This window comes from Amycolatopsis sp. NPDC039088, assembly GCF_055598845.1.
Genome location: NZ_JBVKAE010000009.1, coordinates 220,613 through 236,761, shown reverse-complemented (window position 1 = coordinate 236,761; position 16,149 = coordinate 220,613). Strand labels below are relative to the sequence as shown.

Genomic DNA, 16,149 nt, shown 5'->3' with positions numbered 1-16,149 from the left:
TTTCCTGGCAAATTTTGCGAGGAAAGGACCTTTCATGGCAGGCCGCGGGGCTGTGACCGGGACTTTCAGGACCGCGGAAGCCCCAGCAGCCGCTCGGCCGTCAGCGACAGCAGCACCTGCGTAGTGCCGCCCGCGATGCTGAGGCACCGGGCCAGCAGGAATTCGTGCTGGGCGGGGTCCCCGGCGACGAGTGCGTCCTCGCCCAGGTTCTCCAGTGCGAAGTCCGCCACCGCCTGCCGATGCCGGACGCCCAGCAGTTTTCGCACACTCGACTCGGCACCCGGGTCCTGGCCGTCGAGCCGCCGTAGCGTTGCCCGGAGGTCGAGGACCGAACACGCGCTGCCTTCGGCGATCAGGCCGCCGAGCCGGTCGAGATCGGCGTCGCCGTCGAGGGTGGCGAGCAGGTTCTCGACCCCCTCCCCCACCGCGGATCCGCTCCCGAGGGCGACCCGTTCGTTCGCCAGCGTCGTCCGCGCGAGCCGCCAGCCACCGTCGACCTCGCCGACCACCTGGTCGTCCGGGACGAACACGTCTTCGAGGAACACCTCGTTGAAGACGGCGTCGCCGGTGATCTCGCGCAGCGGACGGGTAGCGATGCCGTCGGCGGTCATGTCGACGAGGAAGTACGTGATCCCCCGGTGTTTCGGCGCTTCCGGGTCGGTACGCGCCAGGCAGATCGCCCAATCGGCCTCGTGTGCGAGCGATGTCCACACCTTCTGGCCGTTCAGCCGCCAGCCGCCGTCGACGCGCCTGGCCGTCGTGCGGAGCGACGCGAGGTCGGAGCCTGCCTCGGGCTCGCTGAACAACTGGCACCAGGTGATCTCGCCACGCAAGGTGGGTGCCGCGAAGCGTTCCCGTTGTTCCGGCGAACCGTGTTCCAGCAACGTCGGCACGGCCCAGGCGCCGATGACCAGATCCGGACGGCGGACGCCCGCGTCGGCGAGGGCGGCGTCGATCCGCAGCTGCTCGGCGGCCGTGGCGCCCCGTCCGTAGGGCGATGGCCAATGCGGGGCCAAGAGTCCACTGTCGGCCAGCGCGACGCGGCGGCCGGGTTCCGGCAAGGCGGCGATTTCGCCGACCAGGTCACGGAGTGCGGCGTCTTCCCCGACGTCCACGCCCAGCGTCCGGCGGTCGCCGCCCAGCGCGAGTTCGGCGGCGCGGCGGCGCCAGCGAGCGGATCCGCCGAGCCACTGACGCAGGGCCACGGCGCGACGCAGGTAAAAGTGCGCGTCATGCTCCCAGGTGAATCCGATGCCGCCGAGGACCTGGATGCAGTCCTTCGCGTTGGCCACGGCAGCGTCGAGGGCGTAAGCCGCCGCCGTCGCGGCCGCGAGAGGATGCTGCGCCGGGTCTTCGACCGCGCTCGCCGCGTCCCACGCGAGCGCGTCGGCGGCTTCGGCGCGGCAGAGCATTTCCGCGCAAAGATGCTTGATCGCCTGGAACGACCCGATGGGACGGCCGAACTGTTCTCGCACCTTCGCGTACTCGACGGCGGTCCGGAGACACCATCGGGCGATCCCGGCGGCTTCGGCGGCGCCGAGGGTGGCGGCGTAGTCGTCCACGGGCAGCGATTCGAAAATCGCTTCGGGACGCACCCCCGCGCACCGGACACGGCCGGCCGGACGGGACAGGTCGAAAGGTTCGCACTGCTCGATGTCCACACCGGACGTCCCAGGTGGAATGAGCACGGAGAGGTCACCGGCGAGAACCAAGAGCCACGCCGACGGGTGAACGTCGAGCGCCGGTCCCGACTCACCGTCGACGACCGAGTCGGATACGAGAAAACCCGGACCGAGCACCACCGCCAGCTGTTCGGTGCCGTCCGCGAGTCCGGGCAGGATCTCCTTGGCGGCCTCGGGAACCGTCGCGAGCACCGCGCCGCCCAACGCCGTTCCGAGCACCGGACCGGGCACGAGCGCTTCGGCCGCTTCGGCGAGCCCGGCGGCCAGATCGGCGAGCGTGCCGCCCGCTCCGCCGACGTCTTCGGGGATCGCGACGCCGAAGAGGCCGAGTTCCGCCAGTCCCGGCGGCGGCTCGGCGATCCGTCCGCTTCGGACGGCGTCGACCGGCCGGGCGGAGGCCGCCCACGCCCTGATCGACGCGGCCAGCGCCGCCTGTTCCTCGGTGAGCGCGATCGACACGGGTGGGACCTCCTCGCGGTGACCTACCCGCGAGTGTAGAACGTGTTACAGTTTCTTGCCCAGTGGGTCGCGACTTGAACCGTTCGTCCGCTTAGGTACGCTACGCGGGGAAAGTGGAACAAGTTCCGTTCGATGAAGGGGGACGTGGCGATGCCAGGGAAGGCCAAGGCACCCACGAGCGCGAAGGCGCGAAGCGGCAACGGTCTCTCCGCGCTGGGTGGCGAAGAGCTCGGCTCCGCGGCACAACGCGACCGGCGTCGCCGCATCATCGACGCGACCCTGACCCTCGCCGCGAAAGGCGGGTACGACGCGGTCCAGATGCGGGCGGTCGCCGAGAAGGCGGACGTCGCGCTCGGCACGCTGTACCGCTACTTCCCCTCGAAGATCCACCTGCTCGTCTCCGGGCTGGCCCGGGAATTCGAACGCGCGCAGGAAAAACTCGAACGCGCCGCCATCCCCGGTGACACCCCGAGCGAGCGGCTGATGTTCGTCCTCGGCCGCAACACCCGGCTGATGCAGCGCGACCCGCACCTGACCGAGGCCATGGTCCGCGCGTTCATGTTCGCCGACACCACCGCGGCCGCCGAGGTCGAGCAGGTCGGGCGGCTGATGGAGAACATGTTCGCCAAGGCCATGGGCATCGAGGAGCCGACCGAGGCCGATCGCGACATCTTCCACGTCATCGCCGACGTCTGGATGGCGAACCTGGTCGCCTGGGTGACGCGGCGCGCTTCGGCGGCGGACGTGGCGAACCGGCTGGAACTTTCGGTGCACCTGCTGCTGGACAAGAACGACTGACGGACCTCGCTCTCGTGCCATGAAAGGTCCTTTCCTTGCGAAATTTGCAAGGAAAGGACCTTTCATGGCGCGTGTGAAGCGGATCAGGCGGTCAGCTTCGGAAGCACGTCCCGCCCGAACGTCTCGATGAACTCGTCCTGGTTCCGGCCCACGTTGTGGATGTAGATCCGGTTGAACCCGGCGTCGACGTACTTCTGCAGCGCCGCGCGGTGCACGTCCGGATCGGACGAGACGACCATGCGGCCCTCGAAGTCCTCGCGCCGCACCAGTTTCGCCATCTGCGCGAAGTCGAACGGCGAGCGGATGTCGGCCTTCGGGAACTTCATGCCGCCGTTGGGCCACTGGTCCATCGCGTTGGCCCAGGCCGTTTCGTCGTCCTCGGCCCACGACAGGTGCACCTGCAGCAGTTTCGGCATCGAATCCGGGTCCTTGCCCGCCTTGCGCGCGCCGGTGCCGAAGTTGTCGAGGATCCCGGCGAGCTTCTCGATCGACGCGCCCGGCGTGATCAATCCGTCGGCGAGTTCACCGGTTTTGCGCGAGGTATACGGGCCCGCCGACGCGATGTAGATCGGCGGCGGCTCGTCCGGCAGGGTCCACAACCGGGTGGTGTGGAGCTTGAAGAACTCGCCACTGTGCTTGACGTCCTTGCCGGTGAACAGCTTCCGGATGACCTCGAGCGCCTCGAACATCCGTCGTACCCGCTCGGGCGCCTCCGGCCAGTAGCCGCCGATGATGTGCTCGTTGAGCGCTTCACCGGAGCCGATGCCGAGCCAGGTCCGGCCGGGGTAGGTGGCCTCCAGCGTCGCCGCGGCCTGGGCGACCATCGACGGGTGCAGCCGGAACGACGGGCAGGTCACGCCGGGGCCGAGGTCGCCGGTGGTGTTCTCCGCCAGCGAGGCGAGCACACTCCACACGAACGAGGCCTCACCCTGCTGCGGGACCCAGGGCTGGAAGTGGTCGGCGGCCATCTGGCCGGAGAATCCGTGCTGTTCGGCCAGCGCCGCCAGCCGGATCGACTCGCGCGGGGAGAACTGCTCGAGTGCCGCGGCCAAGCCGATTTGAACCTCAGTCACGCCTGCTGCCCCTTTCGAAAGCTCTCGGCGACCTTCGCGTACTGGTCGAGTCGTTCCAGTGTCTCCGCTTCGGGCTCGGTCGGCAGGAAGAGCGTCGCCTCGTCGACGCCTCCGCTCGCCAGCGCGCGCAACGCGTCCTCCTCCGGCGAAGCACCGAAAGCGGAGAACTTGACGTCGCTCCGGCCCTGGTCGGCCAGCCACTGACGGGCCTTGCGAAGCTCCTCCGGCGGCGTGTGGGCGTGCGGCAGCCAGCCGTCACCGAATTTCGCGATCCGCTGCATCGCCTTCTCCCCCGCGCCACCGATGTAGATCGGCGGATGCGGCTTCTGCACCGGCTTGGGCCACGCGAAGATGGGGTCGAAGTCGACGAGCTTGCCGTGGAACTCGGCCTCGTCCTTGGTCCAGATCTCCTTCAGCGCGGCCAGCTGCTCGTCGACGAGCGCGCCGCGCGTCTTCGGATCCGTGCCGTGATTGCGCATTTCCTCCCGGTTCCACCCGACGCCGACGCCGAACAGGAACCGGCCGCGCGAAACCAGGTCCAGCGAAGCGACCTCTTTCGCGGTGTGGATGACGTCGCGCTGCTGCAGCAGCGCGACGCCCGTGCCCAGTTTCAGGTCCGACGTGGCCCCGGCCGCCGCCGTCAGCGCGACGAACGGGTCCAAGGTCCGGTAGTAGACCCTCGGCAGCTCGCCGCCACCCGGGTACGGCGTTTCCCGGCTCACCGGGATGTGCGAATGCTCCGCGATCTGCAGCGAGCTGAACCCGCGCTCCTCCGCCGCGGCGGCGAGGACGTCCGGCCTGATGCCTTCATCGGTGATGAAGGTGGCGATTCCGATCTCCATGTCCAGCAACTACCCGGACACGCGCCGCGATATTCCCGGGGCCCTAGACGTTGCGGCGGTACTGTCCGCCCACCTCGAAGAACGCCTCGGTGATCTGGCCGAGCGAGCAGACCCGTGCCGCGTCCATCAGCACACCGAACAGGTTTCCGCCCCGGGTCGCCGCCTCGCGCAGGGTCTTGAGCGCGACCTGCGCCTCGTCGTGGTGGCGTCGCTGGAAGTCCTCGAGCCGCTCCAGCTGCGACCGCTTCTCGTCCTCGGTCGCCCGCGCGAGTTCGACCTCGACGTCGTCCTCACCGGCGTTCGGGTTGCGGAAGGTGTTGACGCCGATGATCGGCAGCGTGCCGTCGTGCTTCTGGCGCTCGTAGAGGATCGACTCGTCCTGGATCTTGCCGCGCTGGTAGCCGGTCTCCATCGCGCCGAGCACGCCGCCGCGTTCGGAGATCCGGTCGAACTCCAGCAGGACGGCCTCTTCGACCAGATCGGTCAGCTCGTCGATGATGAACGAGCCCTGCAACGGGTTCTCGTTCTTCGACAGGCCCCATTCCTTGTTGATGATCATCTGGATGGCCATCGCGCGGCGGACCGAGCTCTCCGACGGCGTGGTGATCGCCTCGTCGAAGGCGTTGGTGTGCAAGGAGTTCGCGTTGTCGTACAGCGCGCACAGCGCCTGCAGCGTGGTGCGGATGTCGTTGAAGCTCATCTCCTGCGCGTGCAGCGACCGGCCGGAGGTCTGCACGTGGTACTTGAGCTTCTGCGAACGCTCGTTGGCGCCGTAGCGCTCGCGCATCGCGACCGCCCAGATCCGCCGCGCGACGCGGCCCAGCACCGAGTACTCGGCGTCCATGCCGTTGGAGAAGAAGAACGACAGGTTCGGCGCGAAGTCGTCGATGTCCATCCCGCGCGCGAGGTAGCTTTCGACGTAGGTGAAACCGTTCGACAGGGTGAACGCCAGCTGCGAGATCGGGTTCGCCCCGGCCTCGGCGATGTGATAGCCGGAGATCGACACCGAGTAGAAGTTGCGGACGCCGTGCTCGATGAACCATTCCTGGATGTCGGCCATCATGCGCAGGCTGAACTCGGTGGAGAAGATGCAGGTGTTCTGCCCCTGGTCCTCCTTGAGGATGTCCGCCTGCACGGTGCCGCGGACGTTGCGCAGCGCCCATTCACCCAGTTCGGCGATCTCGGCTTCGGACGGCGCGCGGCCGTGTTCAGCCTTGAACGCCTCGACGCGCTGGTCGATCGCGGTGTTGAGGAAGAAGGCGAGGATCGTCGGCGCCGGGCCGTTGATGGTCATCGACACCGAGGTGCTCGGCGAGGTCAGGTCGAAGCCGTCGTAGAGCACCTTCATGTCTTCGAGCGTCGCGATGGACACGCCGGAGGTGCCGACCTTGCCGTAGATGTCGGGACGGGTGTGCGGGTCGTGCCCGTACAGCGTCACCGAGTCGAACGCGGTCGAAAGGCGCTTCGCCTCGGAATCGGCCGACAGCAGCTTGAACCGTTTGTTGGTACGGAAGGGATCGCCCTCGCCGGCGAACATCCGCGCCGGGTCCTCGCCCTCGCGTTTGAACGGGAAGACGCCCGCGGTGTAGGGGAAGTATCCGGGCAGGTGTTCGCGGCGCAGGAACGACAGCAGCTCACCGGATTCGGTGTAGCGCGGGAGTGCCACGCGCGGGATCCGGTTGCCGGACAGCGTGTCGCGCCAGAGCTGGGTGTGCAGTTCCTTGTCGCGGATCTTCACGACCAGCTCGTCGGCGCGGTAGGACTCGGCGAGTTCACGGAAGCGCGACAGCAGATTCGTCGACTCGCCGTCCACATCGGACCCGGCCGCGGCGAGCAGCCCGTCGAGCGCGTCGGTGCCCGCGTCGACAGCGGCCAGCGCCTCCTTGGCGGCGGCGAGGTGCTCGTACTGGCGCAGCGCGGCGACCTGCTGCTCGGTCTTGGCGTGGTAACCGCGGAGCGTTTCGGCGATCTCCGCGAGATAGCGCGACCGGTTGGGCGGGATGATCGTGCTGGCGTCGGTGGAGACCTTGCCCTCGACCTTCGGCAGCACGCCGGGCGAGACGGTCAGGCCGCGTTCGGCGAGCGTGTCGCGCAAGTGCTGGTAGAGCGCGGTGACACCGTCGTCGTTGAACTTCGCGGCACTGGTGCCGTAGACCGGCATGTCCTCGGGCGAGGAGCTGAACGCCTCACGGTTGCGGACGAGCTGACGCGCGACGTCACGGCGGGCGTCCTCGGCGCCGCGGCGCTCGAACTTGTTGATCGCCACCGCGTCGGCGAAGTCGAGCATGTCGATCTTCTCCAGCTGCGAGGCCGCGCCGAACTCCGGCGTCATGACGTACAGCGACTGATCCACGTAGTCGACGATGCCGGCGTCACCCTGGCCGATACCCGGTGTCTCGACGATCACCAGGTCGAAGCCCGCGGCCTTGCAGGCGAGGATCGACTCCGAAAGCCCGGTCGGGATCTCACCGCTGGTGGTCCGGGTGGCCAGCGAGCGGAAGTAGACGGGGCTGCCGTCGAGGCAGTTCATCCGGATCCGGTCGCCGAGCAGCGCTCCCCCGCCCTTGCGGCGCGACGGGTCGACGGCCAGCACGGCGATGCGGAGCTTGTCCTCCTGATCCAGCCGGAACCGGCGGATCAGCTCGTCGGTGAGCGACGACTTGCCGGAACCACCCGTACCGGTGATACCCAGGACCGGCACCTGCCGTGCCTTGGCGGCTTCGGTGATCTTGCCGAGCCACTCCGGCGACAGTGACTCGCGCTGAAGCTGGGTGATGACCCGGGACAACGCCGGGATGTCACCCGAAAGCAGTTTGTCCAGCGAGCCCGGCGACTGCGCGGAGAGATCCGTGTCGCAGGCCTTGATCATCAGGTTGATCATGCCCGGGAGGCCCATCTCGTAGCCGTCCTCCGGCGAGAAGATCCGCGCGACGCCGCGCGAGTGCAGCAGGTCGATCTCCTCACGGACGATGACGCCACCCCCGCCACCGAACACCTTGATATGCCCGGCGCCGCGTTCGTTCAGCAGCTCGACCAGGTAACTGAAGTATTCGACGTGCCCGCCCTGATAGGCGCTGATGGCCACGCCCTGGACGTCCTCGGCGATGGCCGCGGTGGCGACCTCGTCGACCGACCGGTTGTGCCCGAGGTGAACGACCTCCGCGCCCTGCGACTGCAAGATGCGCCGCATGATGTTGATGGACGCGTCGTGCCCATCGAAGAGGCTCGACGCCGTCACGAAGCGAACGGGATTCACGGGCCGGTGCAGGTCGCTGGTCATAGCTCCAAAATACTTGGACTTCCTACTGTTTTAAACCCATCCACTCGCGTGATGGCGCTCTCACTCGCCCTTGACAGATCGACACGCACCAGTATATTCAACCAAAGGGTTAAACAACCGATTGATTGAGCAGCGATGACCACTGATCAGCTCAGCGCCACGTTCGCCGCACTGGCGGACCCCACGCGGCGCGCCATCCTCGCCCGGCTCGCCACCGGCGAGGCCAGCGTCAACGAGCTGGCCGAGCCCTTTCCGGTCAGCCTCCAGGCCGTTTCCAAGCACCTCAAGGTCCTCGAACGCGCGGGCTTGATCAGCCGGACCAAGACGGCGCAGTGGCGGCCCTGCCGGCTGGAGGCCGCCCCGCTCGGCGACGTCGCCGACTGGGTCGAGCGGTACCGGCGCTTCTGGGACGGAAGTTTCGACCGGATGGAAGAACATCTCGCGGAGCTACAGAAAGGCGAACGAAATGACTGAGACCGTCACACTGCCGGAGGTCGTCTCGGCCGACGAATGGCAGGTCGCGCGAGACGCGTTGCTGGCCAAGGAGAAAGAACTCAGCCGCGCCGCGGACGCGATCGCCGCCGAACGGCGAAGGCTGCCGATGGTCCGCTTCGACAGCAAGTACGAGTTCGACGGGCCGCAGGGCCGGGTCACCCTCCTGGACCTGTTCGAGGGACGACGCCAGCTGATCGTCTACCACTTCATGCTCAACCCAGGCCAGAAGGCGGGCTGCCCCGGTTGCTCGATGGTCCTGGACAACATCGGCCACCTCGCGCACCTGCACGCCCGCGACACCACCCTGTACGTGGTCGCGCCGGCGACGCTGCCCGAAATCGAGCGGTACAAGGAGCGGATGGGCTGGACCGTCCCGTGGGTCTCGACCTCCGGCGACTTCAACCCGGACTGCGGCATCGACGGCGGATTCGGCGTCAGCGTCTTCCTTCGCGAGGGCGACGAGGTGTTCCGGACGTACTTCACCTCCGGCCGCGGCGCCGACCAGCTGGTGGGGACGCTGCGCTACCTGGACCTGACGCCGTTCGGGCGGCAAGAGGCCTGGGAGGAGTCCGGCCGCGGGACCGACGGCCCCGGGCACTGGTGGAAACGGCACGACGAGTACTGAGCCTCTTCGCGTTTAGTCCTCTAAATGCGGCGCTGCCCTGTGAAGGGCTTCCTTGCTGACTTCAAAACAGGCGGGAGCCTTCACGGCCTGGCTCCGGCCGGGCTGGCGAATGTCGGCCGGGGGGGGGGGGGGGGGGGGGGGGGGGGGGGGGGGGGGGGGGGGGGGAAAAACCCAACCCCCCCCCCACGACCAACCCAGCCCACCCCTCACCCGCAGCCTCAAGCCAGGAAAGTCCGTCTTTGGCTTACCTCTCCCTAGGACCCGCCTGTCTCCGCATTTAGTCCTCTAAATGCGGAGAGGCCATGTCGAGAACCTCGCGCCCGCTCCGACCCCTTGGTGTCCGGCGCCCGAAAGGCGGGCGCCACACCGAAGGGATCAAGCCATGCGCAAGCTCGTCTACGCCGTCCACACCTCGCTCGACGGCCGCGTCGAAGGCCCGAACGGCGAGTTCGACTGGGCCGAGATGGGCCCGGAGCTGTCCGCCCACTCCCAGGAACTCAACGACCGCGCCGACACCCTCCTCTACGGACGGCGGGTCTGGGACATGATGTCGTCGTACTGGCCGCGGGCGGAGGAGATCTCGGATCACCCGCACGACCTCGCGTACGCACCGATCTGGCGGGAGACGCCCAAGATCGTCTTTTCGCGGACGCTCGAAACCGCGGACTGGGGCACCGAGGTCATCGGTGGCGACCTCGCCGGAAACGTCACCGAACTCAAAGGCAAACCCGGCAAGGATCTGCTGCTGATGGGCGGGGCCGAACTGGCCACGGCGCTCGCCGACCTCGGCCTGATCGACGAGTTCCACGTCATCGTGCACCCGGTGGTGCTCGGCGGCGGCAAGCAGGTGTTCGGCGGCGGCGTCCGGACGGACCTGCGGTTGACCGGCACCCGGACGATGGACGGGCGCGCGGTACTGCTGACCTACGAAACGCGGTGAACCCTCCGGCGGCAGCCCCTACGCTGCCGCCGTCAGGTTCACCTCGCGTTGCTCGCCCGCAAGGCGATCCACTGCCGCATGGCGTATTCGACCAGCGTGATCAACGTCTGCTTCGTCGACTCCCGTTCCCGGGCGTCACAGCGGACGATCGGGATGTTGGGGTCGATCGACAGCGCTTCACGCACGTCGTTGATGTCGTGTTCGAGGATGCCGTCGAAGGTGTTGACCCCGACGATGTAGGGCAGGCCCCGGTCTTCGAAGAAGTCGATCGGGGCGAACGAGTCGGCCAGCCGTCGCGTGTCGGCCAGCACCACGGCGCCGATCGCGCCGCGGACGAGGTCGTCCCACATGAACCAGAACCGCTGCTGCCCGGGGGTGCCGAACAGGTAGAGGATCAGGTCCGCGTCCAGCGACACCCGGCCGAAGTCCATCGCGACCGTGGTGGTCGACTTGTTGGGCGTCTGGTCGAGGTTGTCGATCCCCCGACTGGCGTCCGTCATCATCGCCTCGGTGGTGAGCGGGACGATCTCCGACACCGAACCGACGAAGGTCGTCTTACCCGCACCGAAGCCACCCGCCACGACGATCTTCGCGGATGTCATGGTCGGGGGCGCGGTTTCCCGCGGTGCCTTAAAGCCGACGGAGTCCACTCAAAACCCTTTCCATCAACACCAGATGTGCCTCGGCGCCGTCATTGCCCGAAATCGTCTTGTGCACGCTGACCAGTCCCGCGTCCGCCGCGTCGCTGATCAGCACGCGTGCCACACCCAGCGGTACGCGCAGGGTCGCCGCGATCTCGGCGACCGAACGCGGGGTCCGGCACTCCTCGATGATCGAAATACACTCGATCTGCTCCGTGGCCCCCGCGGGGAGGCTACCCGCGGCGACGTGGTCCTTGGTGGAGATGAGCGTCTCCAGCTCAAGAGCGTAGTTCGCCTTGGTCCGGCCGCCGGTGAGGGCATAGGGACGGACGATCGCCGTCTCTTCGAGCGGCGACGGCCCCTGCTCGAAGACGGCGGGCATGATGAACTCGCCACTGGGCGGGCCCGGGTCGAAAAGACCACCTGGTCTCGGCCCGACGGCGCCTGCGCCGCTGTCGGGTGGAGAAGCAAGTGAGGTCACGCGGTCTCCTTGATCGGTCGGCTGCGGGACTGCCGATTCCCCGGCGGCGTGTGCCCCGCCCACCGGGAAATCCTCGGATTGCTTGCTCTTCTTGCGCTTCCGACGACCACGGCCCGAATCCAGGGTGAAACCGTTCAGGACGTCGGCGAACGTGCCGTCGTCCGGTGAACCGGCAGCATTGGCAGCCCCCGCGCGCGGAGGCTGTTGTTCACCCGTCCCCGGCTGTTCACCGAAGGATCCGGACCCGGTGCTCATCGAGACATCATCCCACCGGTTCGCCGATCAGCGACCCACCGGCGCCCTGCAATTGCGCGCGGAGTTCCGGAGTGAGGATCTGGCCGACCCGGTCGACGAGCATCGTCATCTCGTAGGCGACCTGTCCGATGTCGCAGTTCGGGGCGGCGAGGATGGCCAGACAGGAGCCGTCGCTGATGGACATCAGCACCATGATGCCGAGTTCCATCTCGACGACGGTCTCGTTGACCGCGCCGGCCTCGAAACACCGTGCGGCGCCCTGGGTCAGGCTCACCAGCCCGGACGCCACCGCGGCCAGCTGGTCCGCCCGGTCGAGCGGGAGCCTGCTGGAGGCGGTGAGCAGGAGGCCGTCCGCCGACACGACCACGGCGTGCGCCACTCCGGGCACCCGCTCGGCGAAGTCATTCACCAGCCACCCGAACTGGTTCTGCTGGGGCTGGGCCGGGTTCGGCGAGGTCATTCACCCTCCAGGGTTTCGTGGTTGGCTTCGGTCGCCTGGGCCGTGCGGTGCCGTCCGCGCTGGATGCCCTGCTGGAAACTGCTCAGGCGACCGCGCACGTCGTGCGCGTCTCGCTGTGGTCGGGGGGTGACCGCCCCGGCGGGGGGTCCCGCGCTGCCCGGGAGCAGTTGCTCCCCGCGACGGCGCCTGGGTAATCCTGCCGAAGTCGTCTTCGAGGGCACTGACTGGGACACCGCTTGGGCGGCTTTCCAGCCCTCGTCGGAGCCGAAGTTCCACGCGTCGGTCCGTTCGACGGCGGTGGCGGGCTCCGCTTCCGGCGGCGCTGCCTGCGCGTTCTTCTCCGGACGCCGGGTGGGCAGCGTGGCGGGCGGCGTGGCCGGCCGAGCGGCCGTCTCCGGCGCCTTGGCGGTCTCGGGTGCCTCGGGAGCCTTGGCGGGTTCCGGGGTCGCGGCCGTCTCGGGGGCGGGAAGCCGCGTGGTGGCGGGCGCGGTCTTGCCCGCGGTCTCCTTGCGGCCTCGTTTGACGCCCTGCTGGAAGCTGCTCAGCCTGCCGCGCACGTTCGCGGGGTCGCGGACCGGCAGCTCCGACTTGGCGGTGGGTTCGGCGGCCGGGATCGACGACAGCGCGCTGCCCGGCAGCAGCTGCTCGCCCTTGCGGCGTCGCGGCAACCCGGCCTGGGTGAACGTCGACGGGGCGGTCTGGGAGACCTCCTGGACCGTGCGGAACGCCTTGTCGCTGGCGAAGTCCCAATTGCGGGTTTCCTGCTCGTCGGCGGAACCGGCTTCGGTGGCCTTCTTCTCGGCGGGCTCCTTCTGCCCCTGCTTCTCCTTCTTGTCCGCAGGTTTGGCCGCGGGCTTCTCCGGCGCGGGGGCGGGCGAACGGAACCACGCCGAGAGCATCTCGTCGAAGATCGGCGTCGTCTCCGAGGCGGTGGGCGGCGGGACCACCGGAGCGGCGGGCGGGGCCGCCTGGCTCCACCACTCGCTCAGCGTGGTGTTGTTCTTGGCCTCGAACAGTTCCTTGCCGCTGGGCAGTTCGCCTTCCGACGCGGCGGGCGCGGCCTTCTTCGGCTCGGCGGGCTTTTCCGCTTCCTTCGCGACCGGCTCGGGTTCGGCGGCGGGCTCGGGCTCCGGCAGGCGGGGCTGCGGCGCCGACGGCGGTTGAGCGGGCGGAGGTGTCGTCTGGTCCTTGGGGATCGGGCTGAACAACGCCGTTCCCGAGATCTCCACGTCCGACGGCGGCCGCGGTTCCTGGGTGTGGGTGTGCCCGTTCAGCCCGGATTTGGTGTGCCCGGCCAGATCGTGCGCCGACGGCCACCGGTCGCCACCCTGCGACGGCACGTTCGGCGTGCCCGGCCGCGAGCCGTTGGCGGGACGCTGGCGGCGGGGCAGGCCGCCCGGCTGCTGCGGCGGCAACGGCGCGAGGCGCTGGGTGATCGGGCCGGTGGCGGGACCGGGATCCCCCGCCGGGACCATCACCAGATCCGCCGGGACCGAGACGGTGGCGCGCACGCCGACGATGTCCTTGCCGCCGTGCAGCGAGACACCGATGCGGTGCCTGCTGGCCAGCCGTCCCACCACGAACAGGCCCATCCGGCGCGAAGTGGTGAGGTCGACGTTGGGGGCTTCGGTGAGCCGGGCGTTGGCCTCGGCGACCTCGGCCTCGTTCATCCCGATGCCCTTGTCGAGGATGTCGATGCCGAACGAGCCGTCTTCGAGGAGCCGGGTCGCGACGGTCACCTGGGTCTCCGGGGCGGAGAAGGCGGTGGCGTTGTCCAGCAGTTCGGCGATCAGGCGCATCAGATCGTTGGCCGCGTACCCGACCAGCCGGACCGGCGGCGGGTTCTGCACGGTGACCCGTTGGTACTGCTCGATCTCGGACACCGCCGCCCGCACCACGTCGCTGGCGGAAACCGGCTGACCGGACCGCCTGCCCGGCTCGGCGCCGGAGAGGACCATCAGGTTCTCGTTGTTGCGGCGCATCCGGGTGGCGAGGTGGTCCAGCTGGAACAGCGTGGCGAGCTGGTCGGCGTCCTCCTCGTCGCGCTCCAGGCGTTCGATCAGCTGCAGCTGCCGCTGCACGAGGCTCTGGCTGCGGCGGGAGAGGTTGACGAACACGTTGCTGTAGCCGGTCCGCATCGAGGCCTGCTCGGTGGCCAGGCGCAGCGCCTGGTGGTGCACCTTGTCGAAGGCCCTGGCGACCTCGCCGATCTCGTCGTCGCTGCCGACGGGGACGGGCTGGACGTCGGTGCCCTGCGAGCGGCCCTCCTGGATGTTGCGGACCGCGTCGGGCAGCTGTTTCTCGGCGACGTCGAGCGCGCTGGCGCGCAGCACCTTCAGCGAGCGCAGCAGCTGGCGGGTGATGAGGAAGACGACGGCGACGGCGAGCACCATCGCGCCGAACAGCAGGACCGCGAGCAGGCCCGCGCCGCTGCTGGCGTCGTCGACCAGTTCGGCCGACACCGAACTCGCCTGCGCGCCGAACTTGTTCGCGACCTCGCCGACCTTGGTGATCATCGTGGTCGAGGCGTCGGTCCAGCCCTGCGCGGACAGCGTGCGGAACGCTTGGTCGCTGGGGGTGCCCTGGTCACCGAGGGCGGTCTTCGCGAGCCTGTCGCGCGTCTCCATCGCGTCGTCGCTGACGGCGGCGGCGAACTCCTGGCGCTGCTGTTCCGAAGCGGCGGCGCGGAAGTCGGTGAACCGGTCGGCCAGCCGGAGTTCGGCGGTGCGTACCTGGTTGAGCTCGCTCGGCGCGAGGCCGGAGCGGGCGATGCCGAAGGAGACCAGCGCCTGGCTCAGCGACAGCTGTTCCTTCATCACGGCGAGGTCGTGCAACGCGGCGGGGGTGCCGCCGAGGGCGTCTTCACTGGCGCCCGCGGCCAGCGCGGTGTCGACGGCGAGCAGCGCGGTGGTGACGTCGGTGTACTCGCCGATGGCCTGGACCGGGTCGAGCTGTCCGGCGGAGGCCCGCTGCCGGATGTCGGCCAGCTTGTCCAGCTGGGCGGTCGCGGCGTCCTTCGCCTGTGCGAGCGACGGCTCGGCCTCCACGGCCCTGACCGCGGCGGCGCGATACAACGGAATGGCCGTGTCGACGTCGCCGCGGGCGGAGGCGAGTTCGAGGGTGCCGCCGACGGTGCCGGCGGTCAGTCCGGCGGCGGACTGGGTGCGTTCGCGCCCGAGCCCGTCGGCGAGCGTGCGGATCTGCCCGCTCAGCGCGACGAGGCGGTCGAGCCGCTGATAGCCGTCGGAACGGCCGACCTGGCTCGCGATGGTGGCGATGCCCAGCGCGAGTGCGATGAGGATCGGCACCAGTGTCACGGCCGACAGCTTCACCGGCAGGCTCCAGTCCCGCCAGCGCACGAGCGCGCGCCAGCCGGTGGCCCACCGCGATGGCCGGGGAGTGCGTCCCAGCAGCTCCCCGACAGGCACTTGGCCTTCTCCTGCAACGGTCACGTAGGTGACTCCCTGTCCGGCGTCCTGGCACGGTCTGAGGCGTCCGTTCCCGCGAGGAACCTACCTGCGGAGAACTCGGCCCCGGCCTGACCACGTGATCGACCGCGACACGAGAGACCCGGTCCGGCGATCCGGGTGCCCCCAGGGCCACCGGTCCGCTCCGGAAGGTCTTGCACCTGCACGTGCAGGTCGCAACCTGCGAAGTGCATGGTCGTCGAGATCAACTTTTCTTTGCCAATCGATCACTGCGGGTCAGCCGGGCCAAAGAATCGTACACCAATCCGGGTACCGTCAATTCCGTTCAGCACACGGGCGCTGACCTGCGAAAAGTGTATTCCCGAACGATGTACAAGGCCCGAAAACCGCCTCCGCGTCACAAACGAGGGAATTCCGGTTACAGCTTGCACCGACGCACGGTGTGCCGGGGTCACCCGAACAGCCTACGCTCGGTAGCCGTGTCGCCCGGTCGAACTACTTTCCGTGCCCCCAATGGGTGGGTCAAGCCCAAATCTGTGCCCGATGTTGTGGCCTTGCCGTTCCGGTCGGCTCGGTATCCCCGACGCAGGTGATTTCTTTCGGGATACCGGGTGAGCCAGGGGATCTTCCCCGTCTCGCGCTGGCGGGCAGAGTATCGAAGCCGGGCGCGACCAGGAAGCAAAACTACGA

At 68.7% G+C, this 16,149-nt stretch carries 12 protein-coding genes; 4 read left to right on the top strand and 8 right to left on the bottom strand.

Going from position 1 to position 16,149, the window contains the following annotated elements; all coding sequences use genetic code 11:
* Positions 1–65 precede the first annotated feature (65 nt).
* A complete protein-coding gene (locus ACZ7KI_RS14610; protein WP_470273620.1) occupies positions 66–2,141 on the bottom strand; it encodes an acyl-CoA dehydrogenase family protein in 2,076 nt (691 codons plus the stop codon).
* Positions 2,142–2,291: 150 nt separating this feature from the next.
* Between ACZ7KI_RS14610 and kstR the strand changes: the two genes are divergently transcribed.
* Positions 2,292–2,939: a cholesterol catabolism transcriptional regulator KstR gene (gene kstR, locus ACZ7KI_RS14605; RefSeq protein WP_470273669.1), complete on the top strand. Its 648-nt coding sequence runs from the start codon at positions 2,292–2,294 to the stop codon at positions 2,937–2,939.
* Between the two features lie 83 nt (positions 2,940–3,022).
* Here kstR and ACZ7KI_RS14600 read toward each other — a convergent pair whose 3' ends face one another.
* Genes ACZ7KI_RS14600 through icmF form a run of 3 tightly spaced genes read right to left on the bottom strand, consistent with a single transcriptional unit; the run spans position 3,023 to position 8,134 of the window.
* On the bottom strand, positions 3,023–4,012 hold the full coding sequence (locus tag ACZ7KI_RS14600; protein WP_191254397.1) for a TIGR03557 family F420-dependent LLM class oxidoreductase: 990 nt from the start codon (positions 4,010–4,012) through the stop codon (positions 3,023–3,025).
* The gene (locus ACZ7KI_RS14595) at positions 4,009–4,854 is read right to left on the bottom strand and encodes an LLM class F420-dependent oxidoreductase (RefSeq protein WP_470273619.1); all 846 of its coding nucleotides are present in this window, start codon (positions 4,852–4,854) and stop codon (positions 4,009–4,011) included. The genes ACZ7KI_RS14600 and ACZ7KI_RS14595 overlap by 4 nt, the downstream gene beginning before the upstream one ends.
* A gap of 43 nt (positions 4,855–4,897) precedes the next feature.
* On the bottom strand, positions 4,898–8,134 hold the full coding sequence (gene icmF / locus ACZ7KI_RS14590) for a fused isobutyryl-CoA mutase/GTPase IcmF (protein WP_470273618.1): 3,237 nt from the start codon (positions 8,132–8,134) through the stop codon (positions 4,898–4,900).
* Between the two features lie 135 nt (positions 8,135–8,269).
* Here icmF and ACZ7KI_RS14585 point away from each other — a divergent pair, with 135 nt between their 5' ends.
* The 3 genes from ACZ7KI_RS14585 to ACZ7KI_RS14575 all read left to right on the top strand — a co-directional run bounded on the left by ACZ7KI_RS14585 (position 8,270) and on the right by ACZ7KI_RS14575 (position 10,194).
* Entirely contained in the window at positions 8,270–8,608 is a 339-nt protein-coding gene (locus ACZ7KI_RS14585; RefSeq protein WP_470273617.1) for an ArsR/SmtB family transcription factor, read from the top strand.
* Entirely contained in the window at positions 8,601–9,254 is a 654-nt protein-coding gene (locus ACZ7KI_RS14580) for a DUF899 domain-containing protein (protein WP_470273616.1), read from the top strand. The genes ACZ7KI_RS14585 and ACZ7KI_RS14580 overlap by 8 nt, the downstream gene beginning before the upstream one ends.
* 382 nt (positions 9,255–9,636) lie before the next feature.
* Complete coding sequence (locus ACZ7KI_RS14575) at positions 9,637–10,194, top strand: dihydrofolate reductase family protein (protein ID WP_470273615.1); 558 nt, start codon at positions 9,637–9,639, stop codon at positions 10,192–10,194.
* Between the two features lie 38 nt (positions 10,195–10,232).
* On the opposite strand, the gene ACZ7KI_RS14570 is transcribed toward ACZ7KI_RS14575, so the two are convergent.
* Genes ACZ7KI_RS14570 through ACZ7KI_RS14555 form a run of 4 tightly spaced genes read right to left on the bottom strand, consistent with a single transcriptional unit; the run spans position 10,233 to position 15,459 of the window.
* On the bottom strand, positions 10,233–10,796 hold the full coding sequence (locus ACZ7KI_RS14570; RefSeq protein WP_007033694.1) for a GTP-binding protein: 564 nt from the start codon (positions 10,794–10,796) through the stop codon (positions 10,233–10,235).
* Between the two features lie 28 nt (positions 10,797–10,824).
* Complete coding sequence (locus ACZ7KI_RS14565) at positions 10,825–11,571, bottom strand: DUF742 domain-containing protein (RefSeq protein ID WP_470273614.1); 747 nt, start codon at positions 11,569–11,571, stop codon at positions 10,825–10,827.
* 7 nt (positions 11,572–11,578) lie between these two features.
* A complete protein-coding gene (locus tag ACZ7KI_RS14560; protein ID WP_005166055.1) occupies positions 11,579–12,031 on the bottom strand; it encodes a roadblock/LC7 domain-containing protein in 453 nt (150 codons plus the stop codon).
* Positions 12,028–15,459, bottom strand: a complete 3,432-nt coding sequence (locus ACZ7KI_RS14555; RefSeq protein WP_470273613.1) for a nitrate- and nitrite sensing domain-containing protein — start codon at positions 15,457–15,459, stop codon at positions 12,028–12,030. The genes ACZ7KI_RS14560 and ACZ7KI_RS14555 overlap by 4 nt, the downstream gene beginning before the upstream one ends.
* Between the last annotated feature and the right edge of the window lie 690 nt (positions 15,460–16,149).